Annotated in this window: 15 protein-coding genes; 14 read left to right on the top strand and 1 reads right to left on the bottom strand. The window is 49.0% G+C overall.

Annotated features, from left to right (window positions below):
* The first annotated feature begins 98 nt into the window (after positions 1-98).
* The 11 genes from rfbA to ACXAD0_RS16590 all read left to right on the top strand — a co-directional run bounded on the left by rfbA (position 99) and on the right by ACXAD0_RS16590 (position 15,264).
* Positions 99-1,013, top strand: a complete 915-nt coding sequence (gene rfbA, locus ACXAD0_RS16640; RefSeq protein ID WP_475090414.1) for a glucose-1-phosphate thymidylyltransferase RfbA — start codon at positions 99-101, stop codon at positions 1,011-1,013.
* A gap of 65 nt (positions 1,014-1,078) precedes the next feature.
* Entirely contained in the window at positions 1,079-1,627 is a 549-nt protein-coding gene (gene rfbC, locus ACXAD0_RS16635; protein ID WP_475089775.1) for a dTDP-4-dehydrorhamnose 3,5-epimerase, read from the top strand.
* Positions 1,628-1,764: 137 nt separating this feature from the next.
* Positions 1,765-2,646, top strand: a complete 882-nt coding sequence (rfbD, locus tag ACXAD0_RS16630; RefSeq protein ID WP_475089774.1) for a dTDP-4-dehydrorhamnose reductase — start codon at positions 1,765-1,767, stop codon at positions 2,644-2,646.
* A 121-nt stretch (positions 2,647-2,767) separates the two neighbouring features.
* Positions 2,768-3,871 (top strand): dTDP-glucose 4,6-dehydratase, encoded by a 1,104-nt coding sequence (gene rfbB, locus ACXAD0_RS16625; RefSeq protein WP_475089773.1) that lies wholly within the window; start codon positions 2,768-2,770, stop codon positions 3,869-3,871.
* Between the two features lie 9 nt (positions 3,872-3,880).
* On the top strand, positions 3,881-5,278 hold the full coding sequence (locus ACXAD0_RS16620; RefSeq protein ID WP_475089771.1) for a mannose-1-phosphate guanylyltransferase/mannose-6-phosphate isomerase: 1,398 nt from the start codon (positions 3,881-3,883) through the stop codon (positions 5,276-5,278).
* A 62-nt stretch (positions 5,279-5,340) separates the two neighbouring features.
* Positions 5,341-8,151, top strand: a complete 2,811-nt coding sequence (locus ACXAD0_RS16615; protein WP_475089770.1) for a glycosyltransferase — start codon at positions 5,341-5,343, stop codon at positions 8,149-8,151.
* Between the two features lie 25 nt (positions 8,152-8,176).
* Entirely contained in the window at positions 8,177-9,490 is a 1,314-nt protein-coding gene (locus ACXAD0_RS16610) for a glycosyltransferase family 2 protein (protein WP_475089769.1), read from the top strand.
* A 148-nt stretch (positions 9,491-9,638) separates the two neighbouring features.
* Complete coding sequence (locus ACXAD0_RS16605) at positions 9,639-10,802, top strand: nucleotide sugar dehydrogenase (RefSeq protein WP_475089767.1); 1,164 nt, start codon at positions 9,639-9,641, stop codon at positions 10,800-10,802.
* A gap of 57 nt (positions 10,803-10,859) precedes the next feature.
* On the top strand, positions 10,860-12,011 hold the full coding sequence (locus ACXAD0_RS16600; protein WP_475089765.1) for a glycosyltransferase family 2 protein: 1,152 nt from the start codon (positions 10,860-10,862) through the stop codon (positions 12,009-12,011).
* A gap of 8 nt (positions 12,012-12,019) precedes the next feature.
* Entirely contained in the window at positions 12,020-12,967 is a 948-nt protein-coding gene (locus tag ACXAD0_RS16595; protein WP_475089763.1) for a hypothetical protein, read from the top strand.
* Between the two features lie 38 nt (positions 12,968-13,005).
* Positions 13,006-15,264 carry a glycosyltransferase family 2 protein gene (locus ACXAD0_RS16590; protein WP_475089762.1) on the top strand — a complete coding sequence of 753 codons (2,259 nt, stop codon included), beginning with the start codon at positions 13,006-13,008 and terminating at the stop codon, positions 15,262-15,264.
* A 99-nt stretch (positions 15,265-15,363) separates the two neighbouring features.
* On the opposite strand, the gene ACXAD0_RS16585 is transcribed toward ACXAD0_RS16590, so the two are convergent.
* Positions 15,364-15,939, bottom strand: coding sequence for a DapH/DapD/GlmU-related protein (locus tag ACXAD0_RS16585; protein WP_475089760.1), 576 nt, complete (start codon positions 15,937-15,939; stop codon positions 15,364-15,366).
* A gap of 417 nt (positions 15,940-16,356) precedes the next feature.
* Here ACXAD0_RS16585 and ACXAD0_RS16580 point away from each other — a divergent pair, with 417 nt between their 5' ends.
* From ACXAD0_RS16580 to ACXAD0_RS16570, 3 genes are read left to right on the top strand one after another with little or no spacing between them, the layout of a single operon-like run.
* On the top strand, positions 16,357-18,087 hold the full coding sequence (locus tag ACXAD0_RS16580; protein ID WP_475089759.1) for an SLC13 family permease: 1,731 nt from the start codon (positions 16,357-16,359) through the stop codon (positions 18,085-18,087).
* A gap of 28 nt (positions 18,088-18,115) precedes the next feature.
* Complete coding sequence (locus ACXAD0_RS16575; RefSeq protein WP_475089757.1) at positions 18,116-19,063, top strand: glycosyltransferase family protein; 948 nt, start codon at positions 18,116-18,118, stop codon at positions 19,061-19,063.
* Positions 19,054-21,129, top strand: a complete 2,076-nt coding sequence (locus ACXAD0_RS16570; protein ID WP_475089755.1) for a capsular polysaccharide biosynthesis protein — start codon at positions 19,054-19,056, stop codon at positions 21,127-21,129. Before ACXAD0_RS16575 ends, ACXAD0_RS16570 begins: the two co-directional genes overlap by 10 nt.
* Positions 21,130-21,141: the final 12 nt, after the last annotated feature.

Genomic DNA, 21,141 nt, shown 5'->3' with positions numbered 1-21,141 from the left:
TTCTGATCAGACCAGACCAGACCAGACCAGACAAGACCTGAGCGGGACAGTTGATACTGTCTTGGTAAATCATTTTAAGAATTTTAGAAATTGGGGGCATTGTGGATAATTCGACAAACCGAAAGGGCATAATCTTGGCGGGTGGTTCCGGTACTCGTTTGTACCCGCTTACGAAAGGCGTTAGCAAACAGCTGATGCCGGTGTACGACAAGCCAATGATTTACTACCCTTTGACTACATTGATGTTGGCGGGTATTCGCGACATTCTGGTTATTACAACCCCTCAAGAGCAAGTGCTATTTCAAAACCTGCTTGGCGACGGAAGCCAGTGGGGAATTAATCTTTCTTACGCTGTGCAGCCTTCACCCGACGGGCTGGCGCAGGCATTTATTATTGGTCAAGAGCATGTTGGGAATAACCCAAGCGCCCTGGTTCTTGGAGACAATATCTTCTATGCGGAACACTTTAATGAAGTTCTCCGCAATGCAGACTCCCGTACCTCTGGTGCTACCGTCTTTGGGTATCATGTGGCCGACCCAAGGGCTTACGGTGTTGCTGAGTTTGACAGTGCTGGAAAAGTAATCAGCATTGAAGAGAAACCCTCCGAGCCCAAATCTAACTACGCAGTCACAGGGCTCTATTTCTATGATAGTTCGGTATGTGATCTGGCAAAGGAGATCAAGCCGAGTCCGCGTGGTGAGTTAGAAATTACTGACCTCAATCGTATGTACCTTGATCAGGGGTCCCTAAACGTCGAGCTGATGGGGCGCGGCTCCGCATGGCTCGATACAGGAACCCATGATAATTTGCTCGAGGCAGCCCAGTTCGTTCAGACCATCGAACGCAGGCAAGGCCTTAAAGTTGCGTGTCCCGAAGAAGTAGCATTTCGGAAAGGGTTTATTTCTGCAGACGAATTAGAGGCGCAGGCGCAGCCGCTGATTAAGAGCGGTTACGGTGTTTACCTGATGCAACTCCTGCAAGAGTCGAAAAGTGACCACGCGTTTAGCCGATAACTAGCCGATTGTAACTTTGGAAGTCCTCTTTAGGGGTTGTGGAATTAAACGAATAGGTTCATTTGATGAACATTGTTGAGACATCTATTTCTGACGTAAAAATTATCGAGCCAAAAGTGTTCGGCGACGAGCGAGGTTTTTTCTTTGAGTCGTATCGTCAGGATACTTTCAATCGAGAATGCGCGGAACGAGTTTTTGTTCAGGACAACCATAGCAAGTCATCCCAAGGGATTTTGCGGGGTTTGCACTATCAAACTCAGCAGACGCAGGGCAAGCTTGTTCGTGTTACACGGGGAGAGGTGTATGACGTCGCGGTAGATATGCGGCGGAGCTCCCCAACATTCGGGCAGTGGGTTGGGGTTTTTCTCTCGGAAGAAAACAAGCGTCAGCTTTGGGTTCCGGAAGGTTTTGCCCATGGCTTTTACGTCACGAGTGATTCTGCGGAGTTTGTGTATAAATGCACAGACTACTATGCGCCGCAATACGAGCATTCTTTGCGCTGGGACGATCCCCTGCTGGATATCGATTGGCCGCTCGTTGGTGGGGAGCCTCCTCAGCTTTCGCAGAAAGATGCGGAAGGGAAGTTCTTGGCTGATGCTGAGACTTTTGATTAATAGAGATGCGTGGCGAATTGTCTGCTGAATAGAATGGCCTCCGCTTGAGGAGGCGAGAACTATTGATGAAGCCCCAGATCGCTGGTTTTTTGACAAGTACGAGCGTACTTGTGGTTACAGCAAGAAACTATTTATAGATGAAAGTATTTATCACCGGAAAAAATGGCCAGTTAGGTCGCGAGCTACAAAAGCGCTGTCCTGAAAATGTAGAGCTGTTCTCGTTTTCTCGAGAAGAGTTGGACATTACCGACGCACAAGTTGTCCAGGAAATGTTTGCCAAGGTGTCTCCCGATGTGGTGATCAACGCTGCTGCGTATACAGCTGTGGATAAGGCTGAATCAGAGGCTGAATTGGCATTTTCCATCAATGCTAAAGGTCCTGGTGTGCTTGCAGCGGCCTGTGAAGCAATTGGTGCGCGTTTCATTCACGTTTCCACTGATTTTGTGTTTGATGGTAGCCAGTCGACGCCTTACAAAACTGACGATCCTATCGCTCCGCTAGGTGTCTATGGCGAAAGTAAGGCAGAGGGAGAGCAGGCCGTTTTGGCTGCATCAGCTGGTGCTGTTATCGTGCGTACAGCCTGGGTTTACGCTGCGCATGGTAATAACTTTGCAAACACCATGCTGCGCCTGATGGGCGAGCGTGAGAATCTAAGTGTTGTTGCGGATCAAATCGGCACACCAACCTCCACAACCACTTTGGCAGCCGTACTTTACGGATTGGCAAAATCTTCAGATGCAAAGGGTATCTATCATTGCACTGATGCTGGAGTAGCCAGCTGGTACGATTTTGCTGTGGCGATCTACGAAGAGGGCAAAGCGTTGGGTGTGTTGGAGCCTGAAAAGAGCGTCAATATCAACCCCATTTCGACATCTGATTACCCGACACCTGCAAAGCGACCTGCATATAGTGTGTTGGACAAGGCCCGCCTGGCAGACGAGTTGCAAATTGACTTTCAGCACTGGCGAGAAGTATTGCGGAAAACGCTAAAAACTAAGGGGTTGTCGGGCTCTGCTTGATAAGTGCAAATACTCAACGAGAGCTGAAAACCGCATTTGGATACTGGAAGCAATGGCCAGTAACGGGACTAATAGGCTTCCGACGTCGAGCGGAAGAGAGAAAAATTAATAGGGAAAAACAATGAGTAATCTTTTGGTAACTGGGGGCGCGGGCTTTATTGGTGCCAACTTCGTTCATTACTGGATGGAGACATACCCACAAGATAAGGTTGTGGTACTGGATGCACTCACATACGCCGGCAACAAATCCAATCTAGATCTTGTAGCTTCTAACAGTAATTTTACCTTTTGTCACGGGGATATCTGTGACACAGGTCTCGTTGAAACTCTTTTGAAGGAACATCAGATTGATACCTTGGTGCACTTCGCGGCGGAAAGTCATGTTGATCGATCAATTACCGGCCCGGATGCGTTTATCGAAACAAACATTATCGGCACCCATAGTCTGCTAAAGGCTGCCAAGAAGATTTGGCTGGAAGAGGGTTTGAATAAAGATTCTCACCGCTTCCATCATGTGTCTACGGATGAGGTATACGGCACGTTAGAAGCTGATGATCCGGCATTTGCAGAAACCAAAGCTTACGAGCCAAACAGTCCCTATTCTGCGAGCAAGGCAGCGTCTGATCATTTGGTGCGTGCGTACCACCATACCTACGGACTTAATGTAACGACCAGTAATTGTTCCAATAATTACGGTCCCTATCATTTCCCCGAAAAGCTAATCCCTCTGGTAATTACCAATATCCTCCATGACAAGCCTTTGCCGATCTATGGCGATGGTCAGCAGATTCGGGACTGGCTGTATGTGGAAGATCACGCTCGTGGCATTGATTTAGTAATCAAAAAGGGACGCCTTGGTGAGTGTTACAACATCGGTGGTATTAATGAATGGGCAAATATCGACATCGTAAAGAAAATTTGCGAGTTGATGGATTCAGCCTTCAAACAGGATTCTTCTCTTGCTGCCCGGTTCCCGAATGCATCGCGAGCTGCTACTGGAAATTCGGCAGGTTTGATCACCTATGTTAACGACAGAGCTGGGCATGACAGGCGTTACGCCATAGACCCAGCGAAATCGAATAGTGAGTTGGGATACCAGCCCAGCCATTCGTTTGAGCAGGGTATTCAGGACACCATTGACTGGTTCCTGGTGAATGAAGATTGGTGGAAGGCCGTAATGGATGGTAGCTACCAGGATTGGATCGAAAAGCAGTATAAGAAGTAGGACGTAGCAATGCCCAAGATACAACCCGTAATTATGGCCGGCGGTACCGGCAGTCGTTTGTGGCCGGCGTCCCGTAAAATGATGCCAAAGCAATTTCTGAGTCTGGCGTCTGATAACTCGATGCTGGTCGATACTTTACTTCGGCTCAAAGACCTGGACACGGCGCCTCCCATCGTTATCTGTAACGAAGATCACAGGTTTTTGTGTGCCGAAGAGATGCGAAAAGCTGGTGTAGATCATGGCCAGATTATTCTGGAGCCTGAGGGTAAGAATACTGCGCCCGCGATTGCCTTGGCAGCTCTTGCATGTGATGCATCTGATTCTTTGTTGGTGCTTGCCGCAGATCACCTGATCCAGGGTGAAGAATATTTTAACCAAGCTGTCCTCAAGGGCTTTGAACGTTCTGCAGCTGGGGCCTTGGTGGCGTTTGGTGTTGTGCCTTCCCGTCCCCATACTGGCTACGGCTATATCAAGGCTGGATCTGTAGAGGAAGTCTCGAAGATCAATGAGTTTGTAGAGAAGCCAGATTCGTCTACTGCCCAAAAATACCTCGAAAGTGGGCAATACCTGTGGAATAGCGGGATGTTTATGTTCTCTGCAGAGAGCTATTTAGAGGAGTTACGCGCGCATCGCGAAGACATTTTCGTGGCTTGTGAGCGTGCCATGGGGTCGGCTTCGACGGATATGTTGTTTATACGCCCCGATGCTGAAGAGTTTGCTAAGTGCCCGGACGACTCTGTGGATTATGCGGTTATGGAAAAAACCGCTAATGCAGAGGTTGTGCCTTTGTCGGCGCGTTGGAGTGATCTTGGGTGCTGGGAAAGTCTCTGGAGCGTCTCGGAGAAAGATGCAAACGGAAATGTTTTCCGAGGTGATGTCATCTCTGAGCACAGTGAAGATTGTTACATCGACGCCGGAGACAAGTTGGTGGCGACAATCGGCTTGAAGAATGTAGTTCTTGTGCGCACAAAGGATGCAATTCTAGTTGCAGATAAATCCCGAATGCAGGATGTCAAGAAAGTTGTCGAAAAATTGAAGGGAGAAGGGCGCAAAGAGTATGTGCATGGTCGTGAGGTTGTACGGCCATGGGGGAAATACGACTCGATCGATTTTGGCGATCGGGATCAGGTAAAGCGGATCACCGTCAACCCTGGCGCGAAACTGTCTGTCCAGATGCACCATCATCGGGCCGAACACTGGATTGTTGTGTCTGGTACTGCCCGGGTAAGGAATGGGGATAGCGAGTTCTTTGTGAGTGAGAATGAGTCGACATACATTCCAATCGGTCAGGTCCACTCATTGGAGAATCCGGGGAAAATTCCTCTGGAGATGATTGAGGTCCAAACGGGAACCTACTTGGGTGAGGACGATATAGTCCGGTTTGAAGATAAATATGGCCGCACCTGAGGGGTGGTGCGGGCAATAGCAGATTTTGATTATGGGGCGTAGAAATGTTGGACAGATCGAGTGTGGAATTGGCTGAAGACGAACTTCGGAATGAAAGCGTTGGTGCGGGAGAATCATTGCCTGAAAGTCGTCCGGTAGAAAACCGGGAAAGTGTTGCAGGTGAGGTCGAACCCGTGGGGAGGATCGATCGAATAGACGCTGGCATGATTTCTGGCTGGGCGGCCGTTGAGGGTGAGGATGGCGCGCTGCCAGTTCAGGTGCTCGTGGGGGATCATGTAGTCGCTAGTGGCATGGCGAATCAGTATCGCGAAGACCTTAAATCTGCTGGTGTTAATCGTGGTGAGCACGGATTTAATCTTCCGCTCGAGCCCATTTTGGGTAATGCCGGTAAAGTTGCATTGAAGGTGATTCGTGGTGACACACTCGAGCCGGTGAAGCATGCCGAGCTGGAAGTAGAGTTTGAGCAGGTGGGGATTTTCGCTGAAATTGTTAGGGTCCGGGGCAGTCACCTAATCGTTATGCTGACCAGTCAACGGCCCATCGGGCACCGTACTATCACGCTGTATCACGAAGACGAAAAAGTCATAACTCGGGAGGTGAGCTCTCCGGAAATTCGCTGTGAAGTTGCCCTGCCGGTGCCAACCCAGTATCAGGATGGTAAGAGCAGGCTTTACAAGTTGGGCGTCCAGGGTAGCCCTGATGTGCTAGGTATGGGCTATTTTGTTGTTCATCCGGTGCAGACGCCCTGGCAGTATCTTAAAGAGAGCTATCGAGAGCCGGGCTTCATGTCCCGTCCAAGCGAGGCAGGTCATAGGTATGAATCCCTGAACTATCAACTGGAAGCGCAAGTTGCGGGAGCGTCGAAAATTTCACCGGCTGACCTGTTGACTGTGCACAAGGTGGTTGTAGAGGGATATGAGAATAGGAAAAACTTCCCGAAGTTCGCTTTGCCAAAGTGTGATGCACCCCGAGTTTCGGTCGTAGTGCCTGCGTATAATAAATTCCCTTTAACTTACCACTGCATAGCATCTATCGCATTGGCCTTTAACAAAGTCAGCTATGAAGTGATTTTGGCTGACGATTGTTCAAACGATGAGACAGCGCGAGCTGAGCAAATTATAGGCAATTTGGTTGTTTCTCGTAACGAAGAGAATCTGCGTTTTTTGCGAAGCTGCAACCGTGCAAGCCAAGTTTGTCGTGGTGAGTACGTTGTATTCCTGAACAACGATACCGAAGTAACTTCATTCTGGCTTGATGAACTGGTAGCGAAGCTGGATCAGGACAAAGATGTAGGTATGACAGGTTCGAAGCTGCTTCACTCAGATGGCTCTCTTCAGGAGGCTGGGGGGGTCGTATGGGGCAATGGTGAGCCTTGGAATGTTGGCCGCGACGCAAACCCCTATGCGCCTGAGTACTCCTACGCCCGAGAGGTAGACTACTTGACTGGAGCGGCAATGTGTATCCGCAAGTCACTTTGGGAAGAAGTGGGTCGCTTCAGCGATGAATTCGCACCGTGTTACTACGAGGATACAGACCTTGCATTCAAGGTCCGTGAAAGAGGCTACAAGACAGTATTTGTACCACACTCTACTGTTATTCATTTTGAGGGTAAAAGTCACGGCACAGATGTTAATAAGGGGCTAAAGAGATACCAAGTTACTAACGAGCGGAAGTTCCGGAGTAAGTGGTTTAGCGAATTCCGGCATAACGGCGAGCCCAGCTATGAAGCGCTGGCAGGCCAAAAGGATCGTAATGTCGACCAAAGGATTTTGGTGATCGACTACGCGAGCCCCATGCCAAACAAAGATGCTGGCAGCTATGCTGCGGTTCAAGAAATCAAGTTGATGCTTTCTCTTGGTTTCAAGGTCACCTTTGTTCCGGAAAACATGGCGCACTTCGGCAAGTACACGACAGAGCTGCAGAGAATGGGTGTCGAGGTGCTTTATGCGCCGTTCTACACAACGGTGTTCAATGTGCTGGAGCGCCGCCTTCTGGAATTTGATGCCGTGTATATCACGCGGTACGAAGTCGCGGAAAAATATATCCAAGCGATTCGTGAAAACTCGAATGCGAAAATTGTCTTCAATAACGCCGATCTGCATTTTTTGAGGGAGATGAGAGGCGCTCTGAAGCATGGGCGTGATGAGGAGCTCGTGCAGCGGGCGCTTGAAACCCGTGAGCGGGAGTTGCAGGTTTGCCGAAATGCGGATGCGGTACTTTGCTATAACTCGACCGAACATGCGGTGATTACTTCGCACATTCTCGAGGCCGACAAGTTGCACCTCACGCCCTGGGTTTTAGGTGATAAGCCCGAGGGGCCGGGTTTCTCGGAAAGAGTGGGCATTTCATTCCTCGGTGGTTACAACCATACACCTAATGTTGAGGCGGTGGAGTTCCTTGTAAAACAGGTTATGCCACTTCTACAGCAGACTCGACCGGATATTTGCTTGCATGTATACGGTAGTAATATGCCGGAGCAGTTCAGGTCCTACGAAGCTGAGAATGTCCGTATGGTTGGATTTGCAGAGACGTTGGACGATGTTTTTCATGCGCATCGTGTGTTTGTAGCTCCGCTACTATCTGGAGCGGGCATAAAGGGTAAAGTGCTGGAAGCCATGGCGTACGGAACTCCGATGGTGCTTACCGAGGTGGCAGCAGAAGGTACAGGGGTTTCTAATTCAGTTAGTGCTTCTATTGTTGAAGGTCCCCAGGCTTGGGTTGATGCAATAGTACGCCTATACGACGATGAGAAACTCTGGTCACAATATGCTGAAACCGGAAAAGTTCTAGCTAAAGAGCAGTTTTCTTTCGATGGCGGAAAGCAGCGGTTCAAAGAAATTTTTTCAAGTGTGGGAATTTACTCTTCACGCTAAATTATTAGGCTAAATGGTGAGTCGAATGGCTGACAATCAAGTAAGTCTCGAGATATCTGATTCTGAATTGAATCAAATGACACAGAGTTCTTCATGGGATGAATTGGTAGCAAAGACTAATGACTTTGTGGGGCGAAACGACGTACGTCCATCTGTTCTATTTTTCCGTGGGAATGCGTTGCTCAATTTGAGTCGTGATGGAGATGCGCTTGAAGTTGTTCAGTTGGGGCTTGCCCTGGCGCCCTCGAATAGCTGGGGGAAAGTCTTGGAGTTTAAAGCGATGCTTTCCCTAGGGCAGATAGAAGAAGCGTTTTTGGGGCTGCAGGAATACGTAGAGAACGAAAGCGGAGAGAACAAAGAGGTTGCGAAAACTATATTCGTTGATGAAGCGGTTAAGTTGCGTAAATATGCGTTGGCTGAAGCTGTCAACGACACCAGAAAGGTAATAAAAGAAGACAAGTTACGGCCGAAATACGCAGTAGCAATTCAATGCTTCAATAAGAGCGATACGCTTGCAGGTTTGTTTGAAACACTTGTTAAATGTGACGATACCGCATTATATGGGCTTGTTATTTTGCAAGATAGTGCAGAACAGTCTAAGAAGCCAGAGCAGTATGCAGTTGAAGTGGATCAGGTGCGGCGGGTTATTGCTGAATGGTTGCCAAGGTTGTCTGCATGTTTTGGATTCGTGGAGCTAATTACAAACCCAGCGAATAAGGGAACGGCCCCTAGCTGTAGAAGACTGCTCGATTTTGTCTGTCAAAATTATGAAGGCTTTCTATTTCTAGAGGACGACTGCCTAGTGTCGCAAGACGCTCTATCCTGGGCAAACTACCACTTGGAGCATAACGTTTCACGTTACGGATACTGGTTTGCTACCTGTGAATCCGTTTTCTTCAATAGCAGAAACTCGGAGCTTACCAGTAGCGTACGAGAGAAAGCGGTGAGGTTCGCTGCACGACAGGATGTTAGTGCCTCGTATATTGATCTTGATTTTGTCCCTTCTACCTGTTTTATAACGACGAAAGAAATTTGGACTCACGTGTCGGGTGTCAGAAGCTTTTCGCGAGGCCCGGAAAGTTTATCGCAGTATCTTGGTGAAATGAATGTCAAAACATTAGCGCCTGTTGTGCCCCGCGCATATGATATCGGCATGCTTCATGAATCTGGTTATAGTGTCGCAATGCTCGGGAAAGAGAATGTCAAAGAGCTCAAAAGTGTATATCTCACTTCTGAGGGGCCTCTTAATGAAAGTAAGGTCCTTCGTTTTGCCGGTGATAAAGATGCTGTATATGCAGCGACTGTTAATTTAGATGAAGAGTGCTTCGAAAAGCTGTGAACTGAAGAGGGTGTTTGTTAGCTCTCGAGGAGATTGGCTTTGCTTGGCTCTTGAGTGGATTGTTGAAGCCTGCACGCACCATAGGTGTTTACTTATTGAACGAATAATTCTCTTGCGAATAGAGGGTTAGCTAGGTCCGAGTTTGTTTATGAAAATTGTAGTTGCGGGAACTGGGTACGTCGGCATGTCAATGGCGGTACTGCTATCCCAGAAAAGCGAAGTGGTTGCTGTAGACATCGATAAGGAGAAGGTGCGTCTTATCAATGATCGCGTTTCTCCTATTGAAGATGCTGAGGTTGAGTGTTTCCTGCGCGAGAAGCAGTTGAATCTGACTGCTACGACTTCCTGGAAGGATGCGTACGTGGATGCTGATTTTGTCGTTGTGGCCACTCCGACTGATTATGATCCTGATACTAATTTCTTTAATACTCGCTCAGTTGAGTCGGTTATTCGGGATGTGCGTTCAGTGAATCCCGATGCACTCATTGTGATCAAATCAACTATTCCTGTTGGTTTTACTGAGAAAGTTAGAGCTGATTACGGTCGTGACATTATTTTCTCTCCTGAGTTTCTTCGGGAAGGCAGGGCGTTATACGACAATCTGTATCCTTCGAGAATTGTTGTAGGCGATGATTCTGATCGGGCGAAGCAATTTGCAGACCTGTTGGTGGAAGGCGCTGTCGACTCAGATGTTCCGGTATTGTTTGTTGGCTCATCTGAGGCCGAAGCTATTAAGTTGTTTGCGAATACTTATCTGGCTATGCGCGTTGCGTATTTTAATGAGTTGGATACATACGCCGAGTCGCACGGATTAAATAGTCGTCACATTATTGATGGTGTTGGCTTAGACGCACGAATAGGGGCGCACTACAACAATCCATCTTTTGGGTACGGAGGATACTGCCTCCCGAAGGATACAAAGCAATTGTTGGCCAACTATGCCGATGTTCCAAACAACCTGATTGGTGCTATTGTCGCAGCCAACACAACTAGGAAGGACTTTGTCGCAAACTCAATCCTTGCAAAGAAGCCTCGAGTCGTCGGAATTTATCGACTAATCATGAAGTCTGGTTCCGACAACTTTAGGGCATCATCTATTCAGGGAGTGATGAAGCGTATCAAGGCTAAGGGTGTTGAAGTTGTTGTTTACGAGCCTGTGCTCCAGGAGAGCGAGTTCTTTCATTCTCGGGTAATTAGTGATCTCGAAGAGTTTAAGCGGATTTCCGATGTCGTAGTTGCAAATAGAATGGTCGATGAAATTCGTGATGTGGCGGATAAGGTCTATACAAGAGATCTGTTCGGGTCTGACTAAGTCATCCGTTAAGTATTTGTCTAAATGTCGCTAAGTAATGTAGGTTGGGAAAGTAGTATGTCGTCTCCTTGTGTTGGTATAGCGGCGATTTTCAAAAATGAGTTTGAGTATATTCTCGAGTGGATAGCGTACCATCAACTGCTGGGTGTTGACCGCTTCTTCATAGCGGATAATGTTAGCGATGATAATTCTTCCGAGCTACTTGAGGCACTTGACTCTCTTGGCGTTATTACTCGCGTACATCATCCGCGGGTTGGAGATCAGGGGCCCCAGGCCGGCGCTTATAACCGAATTCTGCAACGCTATGGTCAAGAGGTAGACTTGTTGGCCTTTATCGATGCTGATGAGTTTATCGTTACCACTAACGAGCACTCATTCAAGGACAACTTGTCCGACTTTTTTTGCTCGCCTGAAGCAGCAGCAATGGCGCTAAACTGGAGGAATTTCGGGTCCTCAGGATTGGTCTTGCAGGATGCACGTCTGGTAATCGAGCGGTTTACACAATGTTCGGAGCAGCATCACGACTTTAATCGGCACATCAAGACGATCTTGAAACCATCGTTTGTAGCCCGTATGAATATTCATGAGTGCGAACTGGAATCCGGCCAGTATGTGATGCCGGATATGACAGCTGCATCGTTTGAAGGTGGTGCGGCTTTTGGGCCAAAGACGACATCGGTGTCTTATCCTGGGCTGCGGATTAATCACTACGTGGTCAAGTCCAAGCAAGAACATATTGTCAAGAAAGATCGTAAAGGTTCTGGAGCGGGAAGTGCGAAGAGAAGAAAAGGGGAAGGCTACTTCCGCGGTCATGATTTAAACAGTGTGAAAGACGTTAGTCTCGCTAATTTTGTCCCCGATGTACAGGCTCGGATTTCAGAGTTGAAGCATCGTCTTGTGTCAGAAACTCCGTTTATGTCATTTGGCACCGGATATGCTGATGTGGCCGGCAATATTGTCTCCGGTTGGCTTACCTCTGAATGTACTGAAGTTTTGCACGCGAAAATTATGGTCAATGGAAATGAGTTTGTAGTTGCTGCGAATAGGGAGCGTCCCGATGTTCTTCGCAAAGGCCTTTCGAAGAGCCTTCGCTGTGGCTTCTGGTTTAAGTATGAGCGTGAGCTGACAGAAGACGATCAGGTTGAAGTGTTTATCTACGGGTCGTTGACCGAATGTAAGGTAAATTTTTCTGTGCAAAGTGGTAACTAGAGCTTTAGATGTTTTTTAGGTCTAAGAAGACGCGTCCACTGCTATTTGTACATATTCCAAAAACAGCAGGAACTAGCTTCAGAGTCGGGGCTGAGAAGCAGTTTGGTGCCTCTCGAGTATGCCGTGACTACGGCTCAGACGCGCGGGCGACTGCCGAGGTGGTTCGTTCGTTGGTCTATGCAAAACCAGATTTTTGGGCTTTTCGAGAAGCTCTGCAGTCTCGAGGGTGTAGATTTTTGACTGGCCATTTTCAGGCAGCCAGATATGTCCCTCTATTTGGCGTAGATTCAGCGATTACTTTCTTACGTGAACCCACCGCTAGGGTATTCTCTGAGTATCGACACGCTTGTGAGCTTCATAGCTTTCAGGGCACATTTGCTGATTTTTTTCGAAAACCCGAGAATGTAAACAGACAAACCAGAATTCTCAGCGGTGTGCCTTGGGCTGCGATGGGGTTCGTTGGTATTACCGAAATGTATAAAGAATCGGTGATGTTGTTTAACTCTGAGTACTCCGCACGAATTCCATATCTTAAGAAAAACCAGTCTACATCCTCCGTATCCTGGGACTCTAGTACCGCCAAAGAGCTGCTTGAACTAAACTGGCGTGATGAAAAGTTGTATCTTGAGGCTGTGGAACAGCTGAAGTGGCGGCTCCGGTTAAATTCGTGTGGGCAGTCTTATGTGCATGGCGAGTTCGAAGTTAAGGGCGACGGCACGGTACTGGGATGGGCATTTAGTCGAAATTCATTGGAGGCTGTTACCGTTGAGATTTTGGTTGATGGTCAACAGGCCGGTATTTTAACTGCTACAGAGTTCTCCACTGATCTACGGCAAGTCAATGCTCCTCGTGGAGGGTACGTAGGGTTTTCAACGAAAGTAGACTCTTATACAAAAGGCCAGTCAGTGTGCGTTGCCGTTCCTGGCACGGGGCAGTTACTTGCGAGAAAAATTTAGCGCGTCCAACTCAGTTAACTTTCTAGTATGTGAAGTAGATGATTAAAGCATTAGGCAATTATTTTTATCCCGATCTCACCAGTAGATTGATTCCTGGTAGTAATGTGGTTGGTACGGCTCCGGGGTCTGAGTATTTGTGGGAGTCAACATCAGACGATCCACAGTTTGGGTTGGATGGTGTTACCTTAAAATCTGGTTGGTATATGCTTGAGCTGCTCATCAGGCACAGTTGTCCCTCTGCGGACGCACGAATTTATTTTGATTCCGGTAATGGTTTTAACGAAGCCGAGTCTGCCTACTTGCCGGTAAAGTGTAACAGGGTTACTAAAAGGCTCGTTTACTTGCCTAAGAAGATCTGCTCTTTGAGATTTGACCCTATCGAATCTAAAGGCTTTTTCTCTGTTGAGCACTTTCGCTTTGTTGGTCTGGCCCAGCCATTTGCTATGGATCGTTTGTATCAACGTTTGGCAAGTATGCATGACAGTTTGCGGGGATGCTCCAAAGCTGTAGTTAAGAAGCGGTTGGTAGAGGAGGCTCGAAAATCTGGAGAGGATTTGAGAGATATTTCTCTGGTTTACTATAATGAAACTTTTGTTCGGCGCCGACAGAGCAGGGATTATCAGCACTGGATTGATCATGAAGAGCAATCTCAATTCGGTTCTGATGGTGTGGCGTATCCTGTTGGCGATGCTATTCGCCCTCTAGTCTCGATTATAGTGCCGACCTATAACTCAAATATTCGCTTTCTTCAGGAGTGTATAGACTCCGTTCGAAATCAAACTTACGAGAATTGGGAGCTCTGTATAGCGGATGATAGTTCTACCGTACCGGGGTTGAGTGAATTTCTACAAGAAAGCGCCGCTTCTGACGCCAGGATTAAAGTGGTCTTCCGAGAGAAAAATGGCCATATTTCGGCTGCCAGTAATACTGCTTTATCCGTAGCAGCTGGTGATTATATTGCTCTTTTGGATCATGACGACGTGCTTTCTCCGTACGCTCTTGAGCGCGTTATGGCACGTTTTACGAATAATTCTGCGTTGCAGTTTGTTTATACTGATGAAGATAAAGTAGATGAACTCGGTGTGAGGTTTGACCCGCATTTCAAACCAGGCTGGAATCCAGACCTTTTACTGTCTCAGAATTATATTTGTCATTTTTCGGTTTTTTCTGCAGAGCTTGTCCGGAAGGTTGGAGGATTTCGAGTAGGGTTCGAAGGGAGTCAAGATCATGATTTGCTCCTTCGTTGTTTGCCTTATTTGACAGCTGAGGCTGTCGCTAGAGTGCCATTGATTTTGTATCATTGGCGCGCTATGGAGGGCTCGACAGCGCTTGAAGCCAGCGGGAAAACCTATACGTCGGATGCTGGCTTGCGTGCCGTGCAGGAATGCGTTGATAGTATCGGTGTCAGCGCTACGGTCGAGTTAGGAAGCCTCCCAAATACGTATCGTGTGAAGCGCCATTTGCCAGATACTCCCCCGTTGGTTAGTTTGTTAATCCCGACTCGAGATGGAGTTGACATTCTTCAGCCGTGTGTTGATGCGATTCTGCAAAGAACGGAATATACCAATTTCGAGGTCTTGATTCTCGACAACCAGAGTTCTTGCCCCAAGACGTTAGAGTACTTGCGTTCCGTAACGGCGGATTCTCGTGTTGAGGTATTTCGCTGGGATCACCCATTCAATTACTCGGCAATTAACAACTTTGGGGCGTCAAAAGCCAGGGGAGATATTATCGCCCTAATCAATAATGATATCGAACCAATTAATGGCGAGTGGTTGTCCGAGATGGTCACGCATGTCCTGAGGGAAGAAATCGGTTGTGTCGGTGCAAAACTGTACTACCCTGATGACTCAATTCAGCACGCCGGGGTAATACTTGGAATTGGTGGCGTAGCGGGTCATGCACACAAGTATTTCAGTCGTCACGATTATGGATACTTTTCGCGCTTGCACCTTGTGCAAAACCTTTCTGCGGTAACCGCTGCCTGCTTGCTCGTACGTCGGGATGTATTCTCTGAGGTTGGTGGTTTAGACGAAGATAACCTTTCGGTTTCGTTTAACGATGTAGATTTTTGTCTAAAAGTTCGTGCAGCAGGCTATAGGAACCTTTGGACGCCTTACGCAGAGCTCTACCACCACGAGTCAGTTTCCAGGGGTGCTGACGATACGACGGCGAAGCGTCGTAGAGCAGATGCCGAAGCGACCTATATGAAACGCAAGTGGGGGGCGGCTTTAAATTCAGACCCGGCCTATAATCCTAACTTGACGCTTATTCATGAGGATTTCTCGTTAGCTTGATAGTGTTAACGATAAGTGCTTCGCAATTAAAGTGCATGATAAGTACGGGGTGAATAGCAATACTAACCATCGCCAGGTGATTGGTATTGCTATTTTTGCCTATTTTTTGGGTGGTAAAACTCGAGGCTTTTGTGCAACCACTGTGCTTCCCTCTGGCACTTCAAAGTTTAGTACCGCACCTGCACCAACCTGAACGTTATTTGTGACATGGAAACCACCGATTACGACACTGTTTGCTCCAAGGCGAACGTCATCTCCGATAGTGGGATTCCCATGCTTGCCACTACCAACCGTAACATTTTGATTAAACCAGAAGTTTTTACCAATTTTTATTGCGTAAATAATACTGGAAAAGCCGTGTTCTATATATAAACCTGGCCCAATATCGGAACATGAAATGAACATATTCGTTACGTACAGCCAACTTGCATTCCCTGCAATTTTTTCGACTTCGGCTATGACGTTCAGCGGGCAGTCAAATTTTTGCTGGCAAATGCCGATGCGGTATCGGATGAGGCTCCTGAATTCCTGCCTGCTATCCCATAGTTTTTGAAATGCTTCAGATTCCTGTTTTCTCGTGTTGTGACTCCATCTGGGTAGATCCTGAAGAATATAATCGAAGGCCTTTCTCGGAAGGGAATTGAACAGATTATGGGTTTGTTGTGCTTTGTTCATGTCTGAGCCCAGCTGTTGATGATCACCTCGGCTGAGGTGGCAATGCAGTGGCAGTTTTCTATGCGCTTCGCATTGGTTGTCTAGTCGTAGAGGTATGCAACAGGTCGCTTTAGTGGTTTCAAGTCCCTAGACTCATAGTCTGATGTGGGGATTTGAGGGTGCATGCATGATCTTCAACGGAAGCGCTTGGTTGCACTTGTAGCCCCTCTTTCGGATCTTCATTTCTTCATGTCTGGGATATTCAGTCTGGTGAGAATTTGGAAAGCTCTGTATTCTTGGTATCTTAGATGTCCCCGGGTACACGCATATATCCTTCTCTTCTTGCATTTCAATGCTCCAAGAGCGCTGTAATCTTTGGCATGCTGGGAAGATTTCCTGTTTTCTGTGTAGAGATCGACTTCTTCGATAGCGTATTGTATGAATTTTGTTCAATTGCTGGTGGCGCTACTGTTTATAGGTGTTGTACTGACACTTATATTCACTCGTCTGAGACCTTCGTTGGTATTTGCTGGCGCTGCCACTGCGTGCTTTTTGATGGGGGTCGTTTCGGAATCAGATGTATTGCATAAAGCGGTCAACCCTGGTCTGGTTACTCTTATTGTTCTTATGCTGGTCTCAGTAGGGCTGGAGAAAGCGCGCTGGTTGAAGGCCATTTCAGAGGGACTTCTGCAAGGGTCGTTAAAAATGAGCCTAATCCGCCTTACAGCAGCCACAGCTGTCAGTTCCGCTTTCTTAAACAATACCGCTGTTGTTGCAGCTCTAGCATCGACTATTAAGTCTCAACGGCGACATGCTCCGGCAAAGTTGCTGTTACCTCTTTCTTACGCGGCAATATTGGGTGGAACTCTCACACTAATAGGCACATCCACTAACCTTATTGTGAATAGCTTCGTACTGGATAGGGGATTAGAGGGGTTGGATTTCTTCGCATTCCTTCCTGTGGGCATTGCGGCCCTATGTGTTGGACTGATAGTGATTTTCTTAACAAGTCAATATCTCCCTGATGGCACACAAGAAGAGTCAGCTATAGCAGAATATTTAATTGAGGCTGAAGTTGAAGACGGATCGGCTCTTGATGGCCGTTCAGTGGAGGCGAATCAGCTACGCCGCTTGGAAACACTCTACTTGGTCGAAATTTTTCGTGAAGGTAGTGTTATTAGTCCTGTGTCTCCTACTGAAATTGTTCGGGCCGGTGATAAGCTCATTTTCAGTGGTGACGTTAGTGATGTTGGGCGCCTTCAGGATATTGACGGTTTACGGCAGTTTGCGCAGGAGGATCCAACATTAACGGCGAATTTGACAGAAGTCGTGGTGACCCCGAATTCTGGTATTGTCGGGGAGACGCTAAAGAGCATTCAGTTTCGTACTCGCTTTGATGCGGCAGTTGTTGCCATGCGCCGAGGAGGTGAGCGTCTTTCTGGAAAGCTCGGTGAGATAGAACTCCGTGCTGGTGATGCTTTATTACTGGCCGTTGGGCCAGACTTTAGGCACCACCGTAATATCGATAAAAACTTCTATGTCATTAGCGGAAGTGAAGTTCGCCGGCAATTATCGAAGAGAGATAGCTGGCTTGTAGGCTTGGGTTTTGCGGTGGTAATCACTGGCGCTGCGCTTGGTTTTTTTTCACTTCTCAAGGGCCTAATCGTATTACTTGGCAGTATGATTTTGACCAATATTTTGTCGACAACAGAGGTCCAGCGTCGTTTTCCTTTTCAGATTTGGCTAATTATTGCCAGCGCCTTGGTGTTGGCGGAGGCATTTACTCAAACGGGATTGGCTGATCAGTTAGCCTATGGCTTAAGAAGCAGCGTGCAAGATTCCGGCCCTTATATCGCAATGATTGGCATCTTCCTATTGACGCTGGTTTTGACAGAGTTGATGACTAACAACGCAGCTGCGGCCCTAGTGTTCCCTCTTGCCTGGAGCCTTTCTGAAAGTTTCGGAGTCCGTTGGGAGCCATTTGTGATGGCAGTGGCTTATGGGGCGAGTGCCAGCTTCCTGACGCCCTTTGGTTATCAGACCAACCTGATGGTGCAGAACCTTGGGGGGTACCACCTACGGGATTTCTTCCGTGCTGGATTGCCGCTGACGATCGCCTACTCTGCAACGGTCTTGTTGTTGCTGCCGTTGGTCTTCCCTTTCTCCTGATACCACGATGCAGAGTCGGTAATTAGTCATGACAAGCAGTAAATTCGGGGGAGGACCCGTCCCGTCAGGGCGTTGTTTTGTGGTCGAAGAGCGTTTGAACCCTTCCACAGATTATTTTGTTCTGCCGTACTTGCGCACGTCAGGACTTGAGCCGATCAAAGTGGGATTTGATGAGCTGCCCGAGGCCTCATCGCTCGAGTCGGCGCATGTCATATTTGTGCGCTATATCCCGCGAAGATGGCGCACACTGGTAACGAACCAGAAGGCCCGTTTGAGCTCCATCCAGTTCTTTATGGACGATGACCTGTTTGATCGCACAGCGCATTCCAGTACACCGCTGAAATATCAGTATAAACTGTGGCAGTTGTCCTTTCGTCATCAGGGGTGGCTGCGTCGTATGGGGGCTCAATTGCTGGTGTCGACTCCATACCTGCAACACAAGTATCACCAGTGGTCTCCGACCTTGTTAGCTCCCCAGCAGCTCGAGCCTGCGACGCCAACGGTAAAACTCTTCTATCATGGCTCGGCCTCCCATTCGGACGACATCCGCTGGTTGTACCCTGTGGTAGAAAATGCGTTGGCGCGTGTGAGTCATCTTGCCTTTGAAATTATTGGCGACGACAAAGTTAACCGAATGTTCAAGCGATTGCCGCGAACGCAAGTCGTGCATCCCATGTCGTGGGATAGTTATCGACAGTTCGTCTTGAGTGGTGACCGTCATATTGGCCTGGCCCCCCTGTTGCCCTGTGCATTCAATGCCGCCCGTTCTCATACCAAGTTTCTGGACATCACCCGAGCTGGTGCAGTTGGTATTTACGCAACGGGGGACGTATACAGCTCCATCGTGCAACATGAGAAGAATGGCATGCTGCTGCCGATGGACCAGAACACCTGGGTCGAGACGATCGTCGATCTTGCGCAGAACGCAGCAATGCGACAGCGACTTTTGCATGAGGCGGTTGACGCATGTCGTTAATGGCCTACTGCGCGGCCGGTATTGCGCGTATCCCGCACTTGCAGGTATTGCTGGAAGCACCGGTAAAGCGTTTTTATTGGCGGCCCCCCTCCGAGTCGACGAGTCTATTGGGGTGGGGACGCAAGCCTACTACTGAGCGACCACGTCGAATTGCGAAGCGACGAGGCTTGCCGTTTGTCAGCATCGAGGACGGATTTCTCCGCTCGCTCGGGTTGGGCGTTGAGGGTGCGAAGTTGCACAGCCTGGTGGTGGACTACACAGGTATCTACTACGACGCGTCCAGGCCGAGCGACTTGGAATCCCTGATAGCGGAGGCCGAGTTTTCTGCAGTTGAGCTCGAGCGTGCTCGGAGTTGCATGGCGCAACTGGTAGGCCACCGGCTGAGTAAATACAACCACGCTCCGGATTATCCGTTGGAGTGGCCCCCGCATCGCCGTGTGTTGGTGGTAGACCAGACGTGGGGTGATGCCTCCATAGCCTTTGGCGGCGCTGACGCCGGCGCGTTCCTGCGTATGCTCGATGCGGCCATTGACGAAAACCCCGGGGCGGAGGTCTGCGTCAAAGTTCATCCGGATGTCATCGCGGGGAAGAAACGAGGTCATTTGCTCGATCATGCCCTCGCACGTGGCTGTCGGGTGCTGTCGGACGATATTTCTCCGTGGGCGGTGTTGGATGCAGTAGAAGACGTATACGTTGTCACCAGCCAGCTGGGGTTTGAGGCGCTGCTCGCGAACAAGCGCGTCCATTGCTTTGGCTTGCCTTTTTATGCGGGGTGGGGGCTAACGGAAGACCGGGTTTTCTGTGAGCGCCGTGGAAGAAATCGTCTTTTGGAGGAGGTATTCTGCGCAGCGTATTTGCGATATGCACGATATGTGAATCCGTATACCGGTGAGCGCTGCGATCTGGAAGACACAATCATGCTGCTGGCGGAGCAACGCGATCGGCGCCCCAAAGTTGGGGAGCGCTGGGTGGCTGCCGGCTTTTCACCATGGAAACGCCAGTTCGTACCGCAATTCATCGGACGCGCGGAACAAGTGTACTGTATTCCCGCTCGCGTTACGGCATTGGATCGGGTAGCGTCCGGCGCTCGAGTGGCTGTCTGGGCAAGCGGACCACATCATGAGTTCGTCGAAGCGTGCCGTGCACGCCATTTATCGGTATCGCGGCTGGAAGATGGCTTCCTGCGTTCTGTGGGGCTGGGTGCTGATCTCGTCGCCCCCTTGTCATTGGTTCTGGATAGCCGTGGTATTTACTACGATGCAAGCGGTCCCAGTGATCTCGAGTATCTGCTGAAATCGCAGAGATTTAGCCAGGCCTTGGTGGCTCGTGCGCGGCGGTTGCGTTTGCGTCTGGTCGCGGCCGGGATGAGTAAATATAACGTCGGGCACGATCGTGCTGCGGCACTTGCGCCGGCAGAAGGGCAGCGGGTGTTGCTGGTGCCGGGACAGGTAGAGACCGATGCCTCTATTCTGTGCGGCTCGCCAAAGTATCAATCAAACCTGGAGCTGCTTGAGGCGGTGCGCGCTGCAAACCCGGATGCCTATGTGGTTTACAAACCTCATCCTGATGTCCTCGCGGGGGCAAGGCTTGGGGAGCTATCGCAAAGCAGGTTTGATAGCGCGGATGGTAGCGGTGGTCAGGCGCCCTACGATTACCTGGTTACGGATGTTTCAATGCCGGCGCTGCTCGCGCAGGTGGACGAGGTGCATACGCTCTGTTCATTAACCGGCTTTGAGGCGTTGTTGCGTGGCCTTTCTGTGGTCACCTATGGCATTCCGTTTTATGCGGGTTGGGGGCTGACCCGGGACTGTTTACTCGACAGTGATGCGATTGATACTCCGAGTGCTTGGGATGTCAACGCCCGGCGCGGTAGAGCGTTATCCCTGGATGAACTGGTTGCCGGTGTGCTGATTCTGTATCCACGCTATCGGGATCCTCAGTCCGGGGATCTGATCAATGTTGAGACCGCGATCGATATCCTCGAACAGCAGCGGCAGTCTGGGTCGCGAGCGAGTGTAGGTCAGCTGGTATATCGCCTATGGCGGAATAGGTTCTTGCGCCGTTAAGTTTTGCAATGT

It is taken from the genome of Microbulbifer sp. ABF4_148, assembly GCF_056158985.1.
The sequence above is the reverse complement of the archived record's forward strand: the minus strand, read 5'-3'. Positions and strand labels throughout refer to the sequence as shown.